This window comes from Pseudomonas sp. SWRI81, assembly GCF_014268545.1.
GTDB classification, from domain to species: domain Bacteria; phylum Pseudomonadota; class Gammaproteobacteria; order Pseudomonadales; family Pseudomonadaceae; genus Aquipseudomonas; species Aquipseudomonas hamedanensis.
In genome coordinates this window covers 88305-102670 of sequence record NZ_JABWQS010000004.1, presented here as the reverse complement: position 1 = coordinate 102670, position 14366 = coordinate 88305, and the positions used below count along the sequence as shown (strand labels likewise).

Annotated in this window: 19 protein-coding genes; 8 read left to right on the top strand and 11 right to left on the bottom strand. The window is 59.4% G+C overall.

Annotated features, from left to right (window positions below; genetic code table 11):
* The first annotated feature begins 32 nt into the window (after positions 1-32).
* From HU765_RS04245 to HU765_RS04235, 3 genes are all read left to right on the top strand, one after another.
* Positions 33-488 (top strand): MarR family transcriptional regulator, encoded by a 456-nt coding sequence (locus HU765_RS04245; RefSeq protein WP_186619156.1) that lies wholly within the window; start codon positions 33-35, stop codon positions 486-488.
* Positions 489-812: 324 nt separating this feature from the next.
* Positions 813-1232, top strand: a complete 420-nt coding sequence (locus tag HU765_RS04240) for an organic hydroperoxide resistance protein (protein ID WP_186619155.1) — start codon at positions 813-815, stop codon at positions 1230-1232.
* Positions 1233-1270: 38 nt separating this feature from the next.
* Entirely contained in the window at positions 1271-2281 is a 1011-nt protein-coding gene (locus HU765_RS04235) for an alpha/beta hydrolase (protein WP_186619154.1), read from the top strand.
* 185 nt (positions 2282-2466) lie between these two features.
* Here HU765_RS04235 and HU765_RS04230 read toward each other — a convergent pair whose 3' ends face one another.
* The gene (locus HU765_RS04230; protein ID WP_003226785.1) at positions 2467-3036 is read right to left on the bottom strand and encodes an elongation factor P; all 570 of its coding nucleotides are present in this window, start codon (positions 3034-3036) and stop codon (positions 2467-2469) included.
* 48 nt (positions 3037-3084) lie between these two features.
* Entirely contained in the window at positions 3085-4227 is a 1143-nt protein-coding gene (gene earP / locus HU765_RS04225; RefSeq protein ID WP_186619153.1) for an elongation factor P maturation arginine rhamnosyltransferase EarP, read from the bottom strand.
* A gap of 126 nt (positions 4228-4353) precedes the next feature.
* On the opposite strand from earP, the gene HU765_RS04220 reads away from it, so the two are divergent.
* Both HU765_RS04220 and HU765_RS04215 read left to right on the top strand, forming a co-directional pair.
* Positions 4354-4776: a hypothetical protein gene (locus HU765_RS04220; RefSeq protein WP_186619152.1), complete on the top strand. Its 423-nt coding sequence runs from the start codon at positions 4354-4356 to the stop codon at positions 4774-4776.
* A gap of 2 nt (positions 4777-4778) precedes the next feature.
* Complete coding sequence (locus HU765_RS04215; RefSeq protein WP_186547092.1) at positions 4779-5261, top strand: GreA/GreB family elongation factor; 483 nt, start codon at positions 4779-4781, stop codon at positions 5259-5261.
* A 9-nt stretch (positions 5262-5270) separates the two neighbouring features.
* Here HU765_RS04215 and cysB read toward each other — a convergent pair whose 3' ends face one another.
* The 5 genes from cysB to HU765_RS04190 all read right to left on the bottom strand — a co-directional run bounded on the left by cysB (position 5271) and on the right by HU765_RS04190 (position 9231).
* A complete protein-coding gene (cysB, locus tag HU765_RS04210) occupies positions 5271-6245 on the bottom strand; it encodes an HTH-type transcriptional regulator CysB (protein WP_003183769.1) in 975 nt (324 codons plus the stop codon).
* A 112-nt stretch (positions 6246-6357) separates the two neighbouring features.
* Positions 6358-6861: a universal stress protein gene (locus HU765_RS04205; protein WP_186547091.1), complete on the bottom strand. Its 504-nt coding sequence runs from the start codon at positions 6859-6861 to the stop codon at positions 6358-6360.
* Positions 6862-6958: 97 nt separating this feature from the next.
* Positions 6959-7864, bottom strand: coding sequence for a 5'-nucleotidase (locus HU765_RS04200; RefSeq protein WP_186547090.1), 906 nt, complete (start codon positions 7862-7864; stop codon positions 6959-6961).
* A gap of 27 nt (positions 7865-7891) precedes the next feature.
* The gene (locus HU765_RS04195) at positions 7892-8848 is read right to left on the bottom strand and encodes a putative 2-dehydropantoate 2-reductase (protein WP_186619151.1); all 957 of its coding nucleotides are present in this window, start codon (positions 8846-8848) and stop codon (positions 7892-7894) included.
* On the bottom strand, positions 8845-9231 hold the full coding sequence (locus tag HU765_RS04190) for a thioredoxin family protein (RefSeq protein WP_186619150.1): 387 nt from the start codon (positions 9229-9231) through the stop codon (positions 8845-8847). The genes HU765_RS04195 and HU765_RS04190 overlap by 4 nt, the downstream gene beginning before the upstream one ends.
* Between HU765_RS04190 and HU765_RS04185 the strand changes: the two genes are divergently transcribed.
* Both HU765_RS04185 and HU765_RS04180 read left to right on the top strand, forming a co-directional pair.
* A complete protein-coding gene (locus HU765_RS04185; RefSeq protein ID WP_186547087.1) occupies positions 9230-9673 on the top strand; it encodes a PilZ domain-containing protein in 444 nt (147 codons plus the stop codon). The two genes, HU765_RS04190 and HU765_RS04185, sit on opposite strands and share 2 nt — an antisense overlap.
* 129 nt (positions 9674-9802) lie before the next feature.
* Positions 9803-10879: a 3-deoxy-7-phosphoheptulonate synthase gene (locus tag HU765_RS04180; protein WP_186547086.1), complete on the top strand. Its 1077-nt coding sequence runs from the start codon at positions 9803-9805 to the stop codon at positions 10877-10879.
* Positions 10880-10940: 61 nt separating this feature from the next.
* Here the strand turns inward: HU765_RS04180 and HU765_RS04175 are convergent, their stop codons facing one another.
* Complete coding sequence (locus tag HU765_RS04175) at positions 10941-11222, bottom strand: GNAT family N-acetyltransferase (protein ID WP_186547085.1); 282 nt, start codon at positions 11220-11222, stop codon at positions 10941-10943.
* A gap of 637 nt (positions 11223-11859) precedes the next feature.
* On the opposite strand from HU765_RS04175, the gene oprI reads away from it, so the two are divergent.
* Positions 11860-12111: an outer membrane lipoprotei OprI gene (gene oprI, locus HU765_RS04170; protein ID WP_003199355.1), complete on the top strand. Its 252-nt coding sequence runs from the start codon at positions 11860-11862 to the stop codon at positions 12109-12111.
* Positions 12112-12238: 127 nt separating this feature from the next.
* On the opposite strand, the gene HU765_RS04165 is transcribed toward oprI, so the two are convergent.
* The 3 genes from HU765_RS04165 to HU765_RS04155 all read right to left on the bottom strand — a co-directional run bounded on the left by HU765_RS04165 (position 12239) and on the right by HU765_RS04155 (position 14358).
* The gene (locus HU765_RS04165; protein WP_186547084.1) at positions 12239-13207 is read right to left on the bottom strand and encodes a L,D-transpeptidase family protein; all 969 of its coding nucleotides are present in this window, start codon (positions 13205-13207) and stop codon (positions 12239-12241) included.
* 194 nt (positions 13208-13401) lie between these two features.
* Positions 13402-13695: a hypothetical protein gene (locus HU765_RS04160; RefSeq protein WP_003226812.1), complete on the bottom strand. Its 294-nt coding sequence runs from the start codon at positions 13693-13695 to the stop codon at positions 13402-13404.
* Positions 13696-13752: 57 nt separating this feature from the next.
* On the bottom strand, positions 13753-14358 hold the full coding sequence (locus HU765_RS04155) for an arylesterase (protein WP_186619149.1): 606 nt from the start codon (positions 14356-14358) through the stop codon (positions 13753-13755).
* Positions 14359-14366: the final 8 nt, after the last annotated feature.

Genomic DNA, 14366 nt, shown 5'->3' with positions numbered 1-14366 from the left:
GATTTAAAACGATCAACGATCAAGGCTTTGACATGACTTCCGAACGCGACAACTGCGACGACTTGCTGCTCGACAATCAGGCGTGCTTCGCCCTGCACTCGACGTCGCTGATGATGACCAAGGTCTACAAACCGCTGTTGCAGGCGCTGGGGCTGACCTATCCGCAGTATCTGGCGATGATGGTGCTGTGGGAGCAAGACGGTTTGACCGTGGGAGAAATCAGCGCGCGTCTGCTTACCGATCCGGGATCGCTGACCCCGCTGCTCAAACGCCTGGAAGCGGAAGGCCTGCTTAGCCGCACCCGCAGCAAAGTGGATGAACGGGTGGTGATTGTCGAGCTGACCGAAGCGGGCCGGGCCTTGCGCGACAAGGCGCAGACCGTGCCGCAGTGCATTTTGGGCGCCAGCGGCTTCACCCTTGAGCGCTTGCAGAAATTGCAGGCCGAACTGCAGGCGCTGCGGGGGCATCTGCAAGACAGCCTCAACTGAACGCCACAGCCCCCTGTAGGAGTGAGCCTGCTCGCGATAGCGGTATTCCAGTCACCGCATATGTTGCCTGACAAAACGCTATCGCGAGCAGGCTCACTCCTACAGTAGAGCGCCTTCGCCTGAAAAATATCTTTCGCCTTCAAAACCCCTCCGAGCCTTCTATCTCAACCCTTTCCAGCTGATTGATCTCTCGACAGTCACGTTATTTCAAATTTTTTCAAAATTTTATCTTGCGCACTAAACATTAGCGCTATACATTCTCTTCACACCTACTTAGCGCGCAAACAATTAGCGCACAACATCACAACCTACGAGGCTCACACCATGCAAACTCTCTACACCGCAATCGCAACTTCCACTGGCGGCCGTGACGGTCGTGCGATCTCCAGCGACAACGTGCTTGACGTCAAACTCGCCACCCCCAAAGAACTCGGCGGTGCCGGTGGCGCGGCGACCAACCCTGAGCAACTGTTCGCTGCCGGTTACTCGGCCTGCTTCATCGGCGCGTTGAAATTCGTCGCCAGCCAGACCAAACGCAAAATTGCGGACGACGCGTCGATCACCGCCCACGTCGGCATCGGCCAGATCCCTGGCGGTTTCGGTCTGGACATCGATTTGCACATCAGCCTGCCGGGCCTTGAACAAGCCGACGCACAAGCGCTGGTCGACGCGGCCCACCAGGTCTGCCCGTACTCCAACGCCACCCGTGGCAACGTCGATGTCCGTCTGCACGTCACTGTGTAATCACTGAAGCCCCCCCGGCCCGAACAAGGAAATTGAACATGAACACTTTCAGCAAAGTCTTGACCGGTACCCTTCTCGCCCTGTCTGTGCATAGCGCCTTTGCCGGTGATGTCGAACACAACACCCAGGCCTTTCTCGATGCGCTGAATTCAGGCAGCGGCAAGCCGATCGAGCAGCTGTCGCCCAAGGATGCCCGCGCCGTGCTGGTCGGCGCGCAGTCCGGGGTCAAGTTGACGCTGCCCAAAGCCGACGTCAGCGAAAAGACCGTGCAGGTCGATGGTCAATCGTTGAGCCTTACCATCGTCCGGCCGGCCGGGGTCAAGGGTGAGCTGCCGGTGTTCATGTTCTTCCACGGCGGCGGCTGGGTGCTGGGGGATTTCCCGACGCACGAACGCCTGGTGCGCGATCTGGTGGTCGGTTCGGGCGCGGCGGCGGTGTTCGTCAACTACACACCTTCCCCGGAAGCGCATTACCCGGTAGCGATCAACCAGGCCTACGCCGCGACCAAGTGGGTGGCGGAACACGGCAAAGAGATCAACGTCGATGGCAAGCGTCTGGCCGTGGCCGGCAACAGCGTCGGCGGCAATATGGCGGCGGTTGTAGCGCTGATGGCGAAAGACAAAGGCACGCCGGCGATCAAATTCCAGGTGCTGCTGTGGCCAGTGACCGATGCCAACTTCGACACCGGTTCGTATAACCAGTACGCAGAAGGTCACTTCCTCACCCGCAACATGATGAAGTGGTTCTGGGACAACTACACCACCGACGCCAGGCAGCGTAACGAGATCTACGCCTCGCCGCTGCGCGCCACCACCGCACAACTCAAAGGCTTGCCGCCTGCGCTGGTACAGACCGCCAGCGCCGACGTGCTACGTGATGAGGGCGAGGCTTACGCACGCAAACTCGACGAAGCGGGTGTGCCGGTGACGGCGGTGCGGTACAACGGCATGATCCACGATTACGGTTTGCTCAACGTGGTCAGCCAGGTGCCGGCGGTGCGGTCGGCGATGTTGCAGGCTTCGCAGGAGCTGAAGGAACATCTGAAGTAACCACATCCCCCTGTAGGAGTGAGCCTGCTCGCGATAGCGTCATTTCAGTCGACCTCTTCTGTGACTGAATCACCGCCATCGCGAGCAGGCTCACTCCTACAGGGGATTTGCGTTGTTGCACAAACCGCAGGCACAAAAAAACCCGACTCAATGGTCGGGTTTTTTCTTTCCGTAAAAAGCAGTGCTTATTTGGCACGGCCTTTGTAGGAACCGCCTTCGCGGGTATCGATCTCGATCATGTCGCCGATTTCGATGAAGTCAGCTACCGACAGCTCGGTACCGTTCTTCAGTTTGGCAGGCTTCATCACCTTGCCGGAAGTGTCACCGCGAGCGGAGCCTTCGGTGTAGTCAACCTGACGCACGATGGTGGTCGGCAATTCTACGGAAACCAGACGCTCTTCGAAGAACACGGCTTCGCAAACGTCGGTCATGCCTTCTTCAACGAAAGGCAGAACGCTTTCGATGTCTTCGGCGTTCAGTTCGTACATGGTGTAGTCAGTGGTGTCCATGAACGTGTAAGTGTCACCGCTGATGAACGACAGGGTGGCTTCTTTACGATCAAGGATCACGTCGTCCAGTTTGTCGTCCGCACCGTAAACGGTTTCGGTCTTGTAACCGGTCAGCAGGTTCTTCAGCTTGGTCTTCATGATCGCGCTGTTACGGCCCGACTTGGTGAATTCAGCTTTCTGAACCAGCCAAGGATCGTTGTCGATACGGATCACGGTACCGGGTTTGAGTTCTTTACCAGTTTTCATTGCGAATATCCGAATTTGGATGGGATTTACAAAAATCTAGGCCGCGTATCATATCCAATTTACATAAAACTGTACCAGCGCCGTGGCAAGATCGGCCTGCAAGGCCTGTTCCAGACACCAAGCTTCGGCGTTTTCCTGCAGCGGTGGCCAGTGTTTGCGGGCTGCCAGCCAGTGCCCGCCGATCGGTTGACCGGCGTTCCAGGCGCGCCAGAGACCGTTCATCGCCTGGGCGGCTTCCGGTGGCAGGCCTTTGGTATAGAGCGCGAGGAAGGCGTCGAGCTTGTCCAGGTGGATATCGTCATCCTGCTGATAGATGTGCCAGAGCATCGGCCGCCCCGCCCATTGCGCCCGGACGAAGGAATCTTCGCCGCGCACCGCATTGAAATCGCAGCACCAGAGCAAGTGATCGTATTGGTCTTGCCGGACGAACGGCAGCACCTGCACGGTCAGCGTCTGGCGTACATGAATCGCGCCGACAGTGAGGGTTTCCACGCCCAGCCAGCGCGCCACATCGCCGAGAATCCGCCCTTCCGGTACCAGCAGGTGGGTCGGCGTCGCGTCCCCGGCCAGCACGTCCAGCCAACTGGCCAATCCGGTATTTTCGTAAGCAAACAGCGAGATCAACTGCGCACCGGGCGCGGGATCAATGCCCAACCCTTGCAGGAATTGTCGCTGCGCCGACCGATCCTGCTGAAACTGCCGACGCCGTTCGAGCAATCCGCGTTCACGCAGCAGCCCCCCCGTCCCCGATTTGAAGCCCGGAAAGAAGAAGAACTTTTGCACCGTTTTGTATTTCACCGATGGCAAGCCGTGACAGCCGGTCACCCAGTCTTCGGCGCTGAGATAATCGAGGTTGAGCCACAGCGGCGGTGTTTCCCGCGCGGCCATGCTGTCCATGTAATCAGCGGGCAACTGGCAGGCGAAGGCAGCGATCACCACATCGGCGGCCTCGGCGTGGGCCCACTCGCTCGGCCAGTGACGCACCTCGACACCCTGCTGCCATTGCTGCGCAAGATCGACGTCGATCTCTGGGCAAATGCGCTCGAACGCACGCAAATCATCGACCCACAAGCGCACCGGCAAGGCATGTTCGGCCACCAGTTGCCGGGCCAGACGCCAGGTGACGCCGATGTCGCCGAAGTTGTCGACCACGGTGCAGAAAATATCCCAGCGGGTTTTCGGTTGCGGCATTCAAGACTCCCCGTTGGCAAAAACGCTGATTGTCCGCATAAATGACCTCGTGCAGAAGAGCCGACGGCGATTAATCTTCGTGCGACAATCGCGGCACTTGCCCGCAATCATCGCCAGGAGGCAGCCATGCCCTACCGCCCCAATCCGCGTCGCCCCTTACCTGTTCAGCTTAGCGCGCTGCATTTGATCGGCAGCATAGCTTTGGGCCTGTGGCTGGGCTTCGTCGCCATCGCACTGACCTGCTGGCTGCTGTCGCGTTTTATCTTCCCCGAGCAACTGGCGCCTGTCGCCCAAGCGGTGCAGCAGAGAGTCAATCCACCCGCGACGGCGCCAGTTCCCGTGCAAGTTCAGCCGGACATCCCGGCGCAAAGTCCACTGTTCCAACAGTACGAAGAAAACCTGCGCAAGAACGAACAACAGGCCCGGCTGGATCAGGCGCGCGCCAATTCACGTAATGCTTCCAACCCCAAATGCCAGTTCTGGCTGCAACAGGACCAGACCGCGCCGACTGAAAAGAGCCGCGCCAACGTTTTACAATTCTGCGATTGACCATGAACAAACAGACCGTCCACCAATTGATTCTCGATAAGCTGCGCATCGACCTCGACATCGCCGAGCGTGCTGCGCAGACCGCTTACGAAACCGCGACCCACGAAGAGAACATCGCTGAAAACAAATACGACACCCTGGGGCTGGAGGCATCCTATCTGGCGGCGGGCCAGGCGAAACGGGTCGAGGAAATCCGCCAGTCACTGGCGTTGTGCCAAAACCTGACGTTGCGCGCCTACGATGAAAATCGCGGGATCGAAGTCGGCGCCCTGCTCGGTCTGGAGGACGAAAAGGGGCGCGAGCAATGGCTGTTTCTGGCGCCGGATGCGGCAGGCCTGAAAGTCGACGTGGTCGGTCAGCCGATTACCGTCATCACCCCGCGCTCGCCGCTGGGCAAAAGCCTGCTGGGCAAGTTCGAGGGCGATGAGGTGGAGATTCTGGTGGCGGGCACCCGGCAACAGTTTGCTGTCACCGAGGTGCTTTGAAGCAGCGGATCAGTGAACCGGCAGTTCGACGCCGTCGAACAGTTCTTCCAGTTCCTGCTTGTTGTGGCATTGAATGGCCTTGGCCATGACTTCCCGGGTCAGGTGCGGGGCAAACTTCTCGATGAAGTCGCACATGAAACCACGCAGGAAAGTGCCGCGACGGAAACCGATCTTGGTCACGCTCGACTCGAACAGTTCACTGGCATCCAGCACCACCAGGTCGTTATCGAGCTTGGTGTCGACGGCCATTTTCGCCACGATGCCCACGCCCAGGCCCAGACGCACGTAGGTTTTGATCACGTCGGCGTCAGCGGCAGTGAACACCACTTTCGGCGTCAGGCCGCGATGACTGAAAGCTTCGTCGAGTTTCGAACGGCCGGTGAAGCCGAACACATAGGTCACGATCGGGTATTCGGCCAGGGCTTCAAGTGTCAGCTTCGGCAGTTTGGTCAGCGGATGGCCCTGGGGCACGACCACGCAGCGGTTCCAGCGGTAGCACGGCATCATCACCAGATCGCCGAACAGTTCCAGCGCTTCGGTGGCGATGGCGAAATCGACGGTGCCATCAGCGGCCATTTCAGCGATCTGCATCGGCGAGCCCTGATGCATGTGCAGCGCCACGTCCGGGTATTGCTTGATGAAATTGCTGATCACCGGCGGCAGGGCGTAACGCGCCTGGGTGTGAGTGGTAGCAATCGACAGCGTGCCTTTCTTCTCGTTGGAGAATTCCTGGGCAATCTGTTTGATGCTTTCGACCTTGCGCAGAATCTCGCCGGCGGTGGTGATGATGCGCTCACCGGCCGGGGTGACGCGGGTCAGGTGCTTGCCGCTGCGGGCAAACACTTCGACGCCCAGTTCGTCTTCCAGCAGGCGAATCTGTTTACTGATGCCCGGTTGCGAGGTGTAGAGGCTTTGGGCGGTAGCGGAAACGTTGAGGTCGTGGTGCGCCACTTCCCAGATGTAGCGCAGTTGTTGAAGCTTCATATGAATCCCTCAAAGCAGAAAGACGCCACGGGCATCAGCGACGGTATATAACTATATTAATGGTTTGGATAATAAATCTAGAACTTTTTTATCAAAGCGCCATTATTCTGCCTCAGCGATCCTCCCGGCGCCGACGCTCCACCAACGGCACCAGATACACCGGCACCTTGGCCAATTGCAGGACCCGCGCCGCCGTGCGCCCCAACGGTGTTTCCGCACCGACCCCGTGGCTGTGACTCCCTACGATCAGTAAATCGACGGAGAGTTTCTGCACCTGGTCGAGAATCACCTGCGACGGATCGCCCTGCAGCACGCGCACCGCGCGAATGCGCTGCAAGTCCTGCTCGCCCTCGTCCCCCAGCTCTTCGCGAAAGCTGTCCAGCACCCGCTGCTCGATGTTGGCGATGACAGTTTTCAGACCCTGACTATGGAATTCGTTCAATGCCTGTTCGTCGAGGTAGCTCTGCAGCACCGACTCGGCAAACAGGCCCATGGGCTCCACCGCATGCACCACATACAGATCGGCATTGAATGTTCGCGCCAGCGCCAGGGCATGCTGCATCACGAACGGTGCGTAAAGACCGAGGTCGGTGGCATACAGCATTGAGCGAATCATGGGACCTCCTCGCGAGCCAACGATGGCGGAGATTGATTCAGCTTAGCAGTGCCTCGGCGAGTACGACGTGTGACGCAATGTCCTGAACCAGAAGGCTCTAGATCGAAGGTTCGTTGCTGATGCCGTGCGGCACATGGCCGGTGGCGACCACCTCTCGGGCCAGTTCGCAGTGGCCGGTCTGGTCGTCGAAGAACACGTCAGCGGCAAAGGCTTCAAGGAATGCGGATTTGGTCAGACCGCCGAGAAACAGCGATTCATCGAGGCGGATGTCCCATTCGCGCAACGTGCGAATCACCCGCTCATGGGCCGGCGCCGAACGCGCGGTGACCAGCGCCGTGCGAATCGGGCAGGCATCGTCGGGGAACTCGCGCTGCAACAGATTGAGCGCCGCCAGGAAACCTTTGAACGGCCCGCCCCGCAACGGCTCGCGGGCCGATTCGCGCTCTTTGGCCTGAAACGCTTCGAGCCCGCCGGACTGATAAATGCGTTCCGATTCGTCGGAGAAGATCACTGCGTCGCCGTCGAAGGCAATGCGCAATTCATCGCTGGCCGCGCGGCTCGCGCCACCGGACAGGATCGTCGCTGCGGCGAAACCGGCGTCGAGGGCGGCGCGTACGTCCTCGGCATGAGTCGACAGAAACAAATCACAACCAAATGCTTTCAGGTAGGGATACGGACTGCGCCCGCCCACGAACGCCGCCCGGGAAATCGCCAGGCCGTAATGGTGAATCGAGTTGAACACGCGCAGCCCGGTGTCGGCGCTGTTGCGCGACACCAGAATCACCTCGACCCGCGCACGGCCGAGGCGGCTGTTGAGGCTCAGCAGTTTTTCCACCAGCGGGAAGGCATCGCCCGGCGCGAGAATCTCGTCTTCATGTTCGATCTGGTATTGCCGATAGGCTTCGACGCCGCTCGACAGATAGACCTTGTGACTTTCGCTCAGGTCGAACAGCGCACGCGACGAAATCGCCAGCACCAGTTTGTCATCGATATTGTTGGCCATGCCTTCCCCCGCCTTGCCCAGAAAAACTCAAAGATTGCCACGATCGATAAAACACAGACTGCGATACAACGCATCTATGCGCGGCAATTCACAGCCTGCCGCTTTTGCCGCCGCCAGTGGCCGAGCGTAAATCGCCTCCAGCTCCAGTGGTCGTTTATGTCGGAAATCGTGGTACATGCTCGGCCAATAGTCGGGCATTTTTTCGGTCATGGTGAACAGGTAGTCAGCGTATCCCGGCGCAATGTCGTGACCGCAGGCCTTGGCGCCCTGCACCACTTCGGCCATCAACGCCTGAATCAGCACGCGGCTGTCGGCATCGGCCATCAGCGGCGTGGTGCCGGCGCCCAGCAGAACCGAAAGACCGTTGTAGGGAATATTCCAGACCAGCTTCTGCCAGCGCGCCTGATGCAGGTTAGCCATCGCCTGGGAATCGATGCCGGCAGCGCGGAACAGCCCGGCGCCCTCCTCGACAATCGCCTGACGCGCCGCGTCAGCGATGGCCGGGCCGCTGTGATAACCGACGTTCACCGCGCCGAGGGCCTGATGGGTGATCTGCCCCGGGGCGTCGCGGTGCACGCAGATCAGGCACAGACCGCCAAGCAGATGCAGCGAATCCGCTAACAACGGCCGCAGGCTGTCTTCGACATCAAGGCCGTTTTGCAGCAACAGCACTTTTGCGTCTGGCTTGGCCGCTTGAATGATCGCCGGTGCCAGACCGACGTTGCTGGTGGTTTTCGTGCCGACCAGCAACCAGTCGCAGGGCGGCATGTCTTCGGCGGCCGAGTAGGTATTGGCCGGATGCAGCGTCAACGGGCCGTGCACCGCACTGTTGATCTGCAAACCGCGCTCAGCCACTGCGCAAAATTCGCTGCGCAACAGAAAGTGCACATCGAAACCGGCACGCGCCAGCATCACCCCGTAAAACCCGCCGATCGCACCGGTGCCGATAATGCCCACCACCGGTTTGTTCACTGTCTCGCTCATGGCAACTCCTCTGCAGTTCGACCCAGCGCCTGAGCCACGGCCTGGTCCAAGTCATCGACCGTCAGGCGCGTGTGCAAGGCACCAAAGAATTCGCCGTCGCGCACCACAAACAGCGCCGGCAAATGAAACACCTGGTAGCGCTGCACCAATCCGCCGTTCTCGCCCGCATCGATCCAGCACAGGCGATCAACCGCCAGCGCCATCCCCGGCAGAACTTCGCGGGCATAGCGACAACTGGCGCAGCCGACGCTGGTAAAAATCACCAGCGAAACACCGCTCATCGCCAACAGCTGCTGGTCGGCGTCGAAATCGGTCAGCTCGGATTCGACCACTATACTGGGGGAAACAATGTCAGATGGCCGACACAGGGAGTCTGTGCTCATGGGACGTTTCATACCTCATCCGGAGGAAGTGCCGGTTGAATTAACCTTGCTCAAGCCTGAGTGCATTTCCCGACAACAGCTGCACACTATCAGCCTCGGCGGCATCGCTTGCAATTACCACCGTGCCTGGCGCCATGGCACCGCCTTGCAGGTACGCCTGCCGACGCTGCACGCCGACATCTGCTTTGCAGGCTTCGTCGCCTGGTGCCTGCGGCGCAAAAAGGGCTATCTGGTGGGGATCGCCTTTACCGATGAACAGACGCTGTTCAGCGCAAGAATGGGTGAGCAGGTGTGTCAGATCGAGCGCTTCTGTCGCCAGAACGACCCCCACGATGATCTCCAGGCCATTCAGCAACTGGCCCTGCAATGGGTCGAGCAACACGCCGACGAGTTCTCCGATGATCGCCTGCGCGAGGCTTTTACGCAGCCAGCGCTGGACTAAAGCACCGTTTGCCCATTGTCGAGCCGCGTCTGACGCGCTAAGGTTCGGCTCCCCCGACGCGCTAAATCTGCTGTGCTCCGCCGCGCGGGGATCGCTGGCGGCCGGCACCCGTGACCTGACGAGTAAACGATGGCTGATTTACCGATCAACGACCTAAACGTCGCCTCTAACGAGACCCTGATCACTCCCGATCAGCTCAAGCGTGATATCCCCCTGAGCGACGCCGCCTTGCGCACCGTCACCAAGGGCCGCGAAGTCATTCGCAACATTCTCGATGGCACCGACCACCGTCTGTTCGTCGTGATCGGCCCGTGCTCGATCCACGACATCAAGGCCGCCCACGAATACGCCGATCGTCTCAAGGTACTGGCCGAGGAAGTTGCCGATACCCTGTATCTGGTCATGCGCGTGTATTTCGAGAAGCCACGTACCACCGTCGGCTGGAAAGGCCTGATCAACGATCCGTACCTGGATGACTCGTTCAAGATTCAGGATGGTCTGCACATCGGTCGCCAGTTGCTGCTGGATCTGGCCGAAAAAGGTCTGCCGACCGCCACCGAAGCCCTCGACCCGATCTCCCCGCAGTATCTGCAGGACCTGATCAGTTGGTCGGCCATCGGCGCGCGTACCACCGAATCGCAGACTCACCGCGAGATGGCCTCCGGCCTGTCCTCGGCCGTCGGCTTCAAGAACGGCACCGACGGCGGCCTGACCGTGGCGATCAACGCCTTGCAGTCGGTGTCCAGCCCGCACCGTTTCCTCGGCATCAACCAGGAAGGTGGCGTGTCGATCGTCACCACCAAGGGCAATGCCTACGGTCACGTCGTGCTGCGTGGCGGTAACGGCAAGCCGAACTACGATTCGGTCAGCGTCGCCCTGTGCGAGCAAGCGTTGAACAAGGCGAAGATCAAGCCGAACATCATGGTCGACTGCAGCCACGCCAACTCCAACAAGGACCCGGCCCTGCAGCCGCTGGTAATGGAAAACGTCGCCAACCAGATCCTCGAAGGCAATCAGTCGATCATCGGCCTGATGGTCGAGAGCCATCTGAATTGGGGCTGCCAGGCGATCCCCAAAGACCTCGCCGACCTGCAATACGGCGTGTCGATCACCGATGCCTGCATCGACTGGTCCGCCACCGAAAACACCTTGCGCAGCATGCATGCCAAGCTCAAGGACGTATTGCCGAAGCGCCAGCGCACGTAAGCAGGGTTTCGCGGGCATAAAAAACGCCGGGCATTGCCCGGCGTTTTTGTGTGTACGCGCTTCAGATCTTTGCGGCGCGACGCTGATGGCGTTCCATGTAGCGCTCGACGTAGGAGCACGACGGGATCACCGTGTAGCCCATTTCCTCGGCGTATTGCAGCGCCCTTTCGGTCAGCGCGGCGGCAATGCCACGGCCACGCAAGGCATTGGGCACAAACGTGCGATAGATATCCAGGGTCTGTTTCCCCAGATCCATGTACGTCAGGTAGGCACGATGACCGTCCACACTGGTCTCGAACTGATGACCAGCCTGGTCATGGTGGATGGACAACGCCTCGCTCATCACTACTCCTCGCGGGTCTTGAATTCTGACCCTACCTTACCGATGTTTTTCCGGCGAAGGAACATCTACGCCACCCCGTGCCTGTTGGGCACCGAGAAGAGCCACACCGATCCCGCGCAACCGGGCACCTGATAAATAGTAGGCACCATTGGCAAAAATGCTCAAGGTGCACTCGTCATCGAGGGGCTGGCGGGGGTGGCTCCGATGGACGCAGGGTGGGCCGGGTAACGCTCTTCCCGGGCCGCTCACCTGAACATTGCCGGATGTTGAGACTTAAGACGTGCGCGCTTTTTTAAAGTCACCTCAACATTGGCAAAGATAAGCGAAGCCGTGCACAAAATCGGAATAAAAGTGTGGACGTATTCATCTACGCAGACTTTTACCCAAAGCAACAAAAACACTGCACAGCGGCGGGAACTTTTTCTGATCGAGTCACTCAGGGCGGGGCTTGCAGCTGGATACTTTTTATACAGCAACGTTAAAAGTTGCTCGAAAAAGAATCAACGCCTACAATTTTTTTTGCTTCTTGCGCTACGTCAGTTTACTTACTACAAGTAATGGGTAGTATGTACGCCGGCTATTTCCTCAATCGTGAGGAGACAGCTACTTAATTTGAAAGTCCTTGAAGGGGAACACGATGAACAACGTTCTGAAATTCTCTGCTCTGGCTCTGGCCGCAGTTCTGGCTACCGGTTGCAGCAGCGCATCGAAAGAAACCGAAGCACGTCTGACCGCTACTGAAGACGCAGCTGCTCGCTCCCAGGCTCGTGCAGACGAAGCTTACCGTAAAGCTGATGAAGCTCTGGCTGCTGCTCAAAAAGCACAACAGACTGCTGACGAAGCTAACGAGCGTGCTCTGCGCATGCTGGACAAAGCTAGCCGCAAGTAATAATCCTTCGGGGTTGTTATCGAGCCGACCCGATTCTTCGGGTCGGCTTTTTTGTGCCCGACGCTTTTGCCCGGGCACAAAAAAACCCGCCGACGCTTAACGCATCGACGGGTTCGCGACTGGCGACTTACTGCAAGTCGATTGGCGCACTCGAGACCATCGGCGCGGAAGTACCCGGCGTACCGATTTCGGTTGGCAGACCATCTTCGGCCGCGACCACATCGCGCACCACGTCCCAATTCACCCGCAAGTTACTGGTGACGTCTTCACGCTTGAGCATCGCATTGATGACCGCGGTGTGTTTGTCGACCACCGACGGGTTGCCCTTGTCGTCGATCGGCGTGTGCGCTTCCAGATAGACCTTACCGCCACTGCTGCCGAGCTTGTACGCATCGTTGATGATGCGCACCGAAGTCCCGACCGGGACCATGCTGGCCATCTCCAGCACGTTGTTGTTGAACATGCGGAAGCAGCCGTGGCTGGTGCGCATGCCGATGCCGAATTTCTTGTTCGAACCGTGAATCAGGTAACCCGGTGTGCCAAGCGTGAACTTGAACGGCCCCAGCGGATTGTCAGGTCCCGCCGGCACCACATTCGGCAGCGGATCACCATCGGCGGCGTGTTCGGCCTTGATCGAGGCCGGAGGCGTCCAGGTCGGGTTCGGCGTCTTGGCAATGATCGAGGTATGAGCGATCGGCGACCCCCAACCCTCACGACCGATACCCAGCGGGAAGGTGTACACCACGTTCCGGCCTTTCGGGTAGTAGTAGAGGCGGTATTCAGCCAGGTTGATGACGATGCCCTCGCGCGGTCCCGGCGGCAGGATGAAACGCGTCGGCAAAACGATTTCGGTACCGGCACCGGGCAACCAGGCATCGACGCCCGGGTTGGCCGCGACCATTTCCGAATAGCCCAGGTCGTAGGTCGTGCCGAGATCGGCGAATGTGTCTTCGTACTTGGCTTTGATTACCTGCACCTGACCGACGATGTCTTCGCCAGGCGGTGGCAGGGGAAGCTCCAATGCAGCAACGGGACCGGCCACACACAGGGCGGCAAGTGACAGGCAGCGGGTGACGGCAGGAAAGCGCGGCAACATCCGGAAAATCCTTCGCATGATCATCAAGGGTATAAGGGCGCGATTGTACACCGCGGCCAGGGGATTCGGGAGGTCACGCAACTACAGGCGACAGAGTGCTTACAAGGTGGGAGCGAGCCTGCTCGCGAAAGCGGTGTATCAGCCAACGCAATGTCGGTAGATAAGGCCCCTTCGCGAGCAGGCTCGCTCCAGGGTCAGAGTTCGAAGCGCAGCTCCGGCCAGATCGGCGACGTGCCGCGCTTCTGCGATTCGAGAATCGCCCGGCACAGCGAACACAGGCGCTGATCCTGAAACACCCGACGGTCCACGCTGGACCAGCGCGGCTGCGCTGGCAGCAGGCTGCCGCACAGGGTGCGATCGGCCGAGCCGCCGAGTTCCAGCTGACGCGTCACCAGATGCACCCGCACTTCCTGGCAGGCGAACAGGTCCAGCTGCTCGTCAGGCTCGATCAGTTGGTAGGCAAACAGGGACCAGGCAGGACGCGGCATCGGGGGCTCCAAATTAGGGGGCGCCACATTAGCCGAAAGCCTGCCACTAGAAAAGCCTCATAGCAGCGGTTTTAGCGTCGGCCAGACATTTTCCAGCAACTTGGCCTGAGCCCCGGCGGCCGGGTGCAGACCGTCGGCCTGCATCAAGTCTGGATGACCACCGACGCCCTCGAGGAAAAACGGCACCAGCGGGATGTTTTTCACGTCGGCGAGCTTGCCGTAAACCTCGGCAAAGGAATCGGTGTAACGCTTGCCGTAATTGGGAGGCAACTGCATGCCGAGCAAGAGCACTTTTGCACCGCTCTGGCGGGAACGATCGATCATCGAGGCAAGATTTTGTTGCAATTGTGTTGGCGGCATTCCGCGCAGGCCATCGTTACCTCCAAGTTCGAGGATCACCAACTCTGGCTTATGCTCTGCAAGCAGCGCCGGCAGCCGCGCCAGGCCTCCGGCACTGGTGTCGCCACTGATGGAGGCGTTGACCACTTTATCGTCGAAACCCTCCTGTTTGAGCCGTTGCTCAAGCAACGACACCCACCCCAGGCGGGTATCCAGTCCGAAACCGGCGCTGATACTATCGCCAACGATCAGGACAGTACCCGCCGCTGCGTTCTGGGCCATGCACATCAAGGCCAGACCAGCACTCAAAAACCATACACGCATCGGATTCT

Excerpts from the sequence above, each read along its gene's own strand:
- HU765_RS04245 (WP_186619156.1), top strand. The coding sequence starts at position 33 with ATGACTTCCGAACGCGACAACTGCGACGACTTGCTGCTCGACAATCAG.
- HU765_RS04240 (WP_186619155.1), top strand. The coding sequence starts at position 813 with ATGCAAACTCTCTACACCGCAATCGCAACTTCCACTGGCGGCCGTGAC.
- HU765_RS04235 (WP_186619154.1), top strand. The coding sequence starts at position 1,271 with ATGAACACTTTCAGCAAAGTCTTGACCGGTACCCTTCTCGCCCTGTCT.
- HU765_RS04230 (WP_003226785.1), bottom strand. The coding sequence starts at position 3,036 with ATGAAAACTGGTAAAGAACTCAAACCCGGTACCGTGATCCGTATCGAC.
- earP (WP_186619153.1), bottom strand. The coding sequence starts at position 4,227 with ATGCCGCAACCGAAAACCCGCTGGGATATTTTCTGCACCGTGGTCGAC.
- HU765_RS04220 (WP_186619152.1), top strand. The coding sequence starts at position 4,354 with ATGCCCTACCGCCCCAATCCGCGTCGCCCCTTACCTGTTCAGCTTAGC.
- HU765_RS04215 (WP_186547092.1), top strand. The coding sequence starts at position 4,779 with ATGAACAAACAGACCGTCCACCAATTGATTCTCGATAAGCTGCGCATC.
- cysB (WP_003183769.1), bottom strand. The coding sequence starts at position 6,245 with ATGAAGCTTCAACAACTGCGCTACATCTGGGAAGTGGCGCACCACGAC.
- HU765_RS04205 (WP_186547091.1), bottom strand. The coding sequence starts at position 6,861 with ATGATTCGCTCAATGCTGTATGCCACCGACCTCGGTCTTTACGCACCG.
- HU765_RS04200 (WP_186547090.1), bottom strand. The coding sequence starts at position 7,864 with ATGGCCAACAATATCGATGACAAACTGGTGCTGGCGATTTCGTCGCGT.
- HU765_RS04195 (WP_186619151.1), bottom strand. The coding sequence starts at position 8,848 with ATGAGCGAGACAGTGAACAAACCGGTGGTGGGCATTATCGGCACCGGT.
- HU765_RS04185 (WP_186547087.1), top strand. The coding sequence starts at position 9,230 with ATGGGACGTTTCATACCTCATCCGGAGGAAGTGCCGGTTGAATTAACC.
- HU765_RS04190 (WP_186619150.1), bottom strand. The coding sequence starts at position 9,231 with ATGAGCACAGACTCCCTGTGTCGGCCATCTGACATTGTTTCCCCCAGT.
- HU765_RS04180 (WP_186547086.1), top strand. The coding sequence starts at position 9,803 with ATGGCTGATTTACCGATCAACGACCTAAACGTCGCCTCTAACGAGACC.
- HU765_RS04175 (WP_186547085.1), bottom strand. The coding sequence starts at position 11,222 with ATGAGCGAGGCGTTGTCCATCCACCATGACCAGGCTGGTCATCAGTTC.
- oprI (WP_003199355.1), top strand. The coding sequence starts at position 11,860 with ATGAACAACGTTCTGAAATTCTCTGCTCTGGCTCTGGCCGCAGTTCTG.
- HU765_RS04165 (WP_186547084.1), bottom strand. The coding sequence starts at position 13,207 with ATGTTGCCGCGCTTTCCTGCCGTCACCCGCTGCCTGTCACTTGCCGCC.
- HU765_RS04160 (WP_003226812.1), bottom strand. The coding sequence starts at position 13,695 with ATGCCGCGTCCTGCCTGGTCCCTGTTTGCCTACCAACTGATCGAGCCT.
- HU765_RS04155 (WP_186619149.1), bottom strand. The coding sequence starts at position 14,358 with ATGCGTGTATGGTTTTTGAGTGCTGGTCTGGCCTTGATGTGCATGGCC.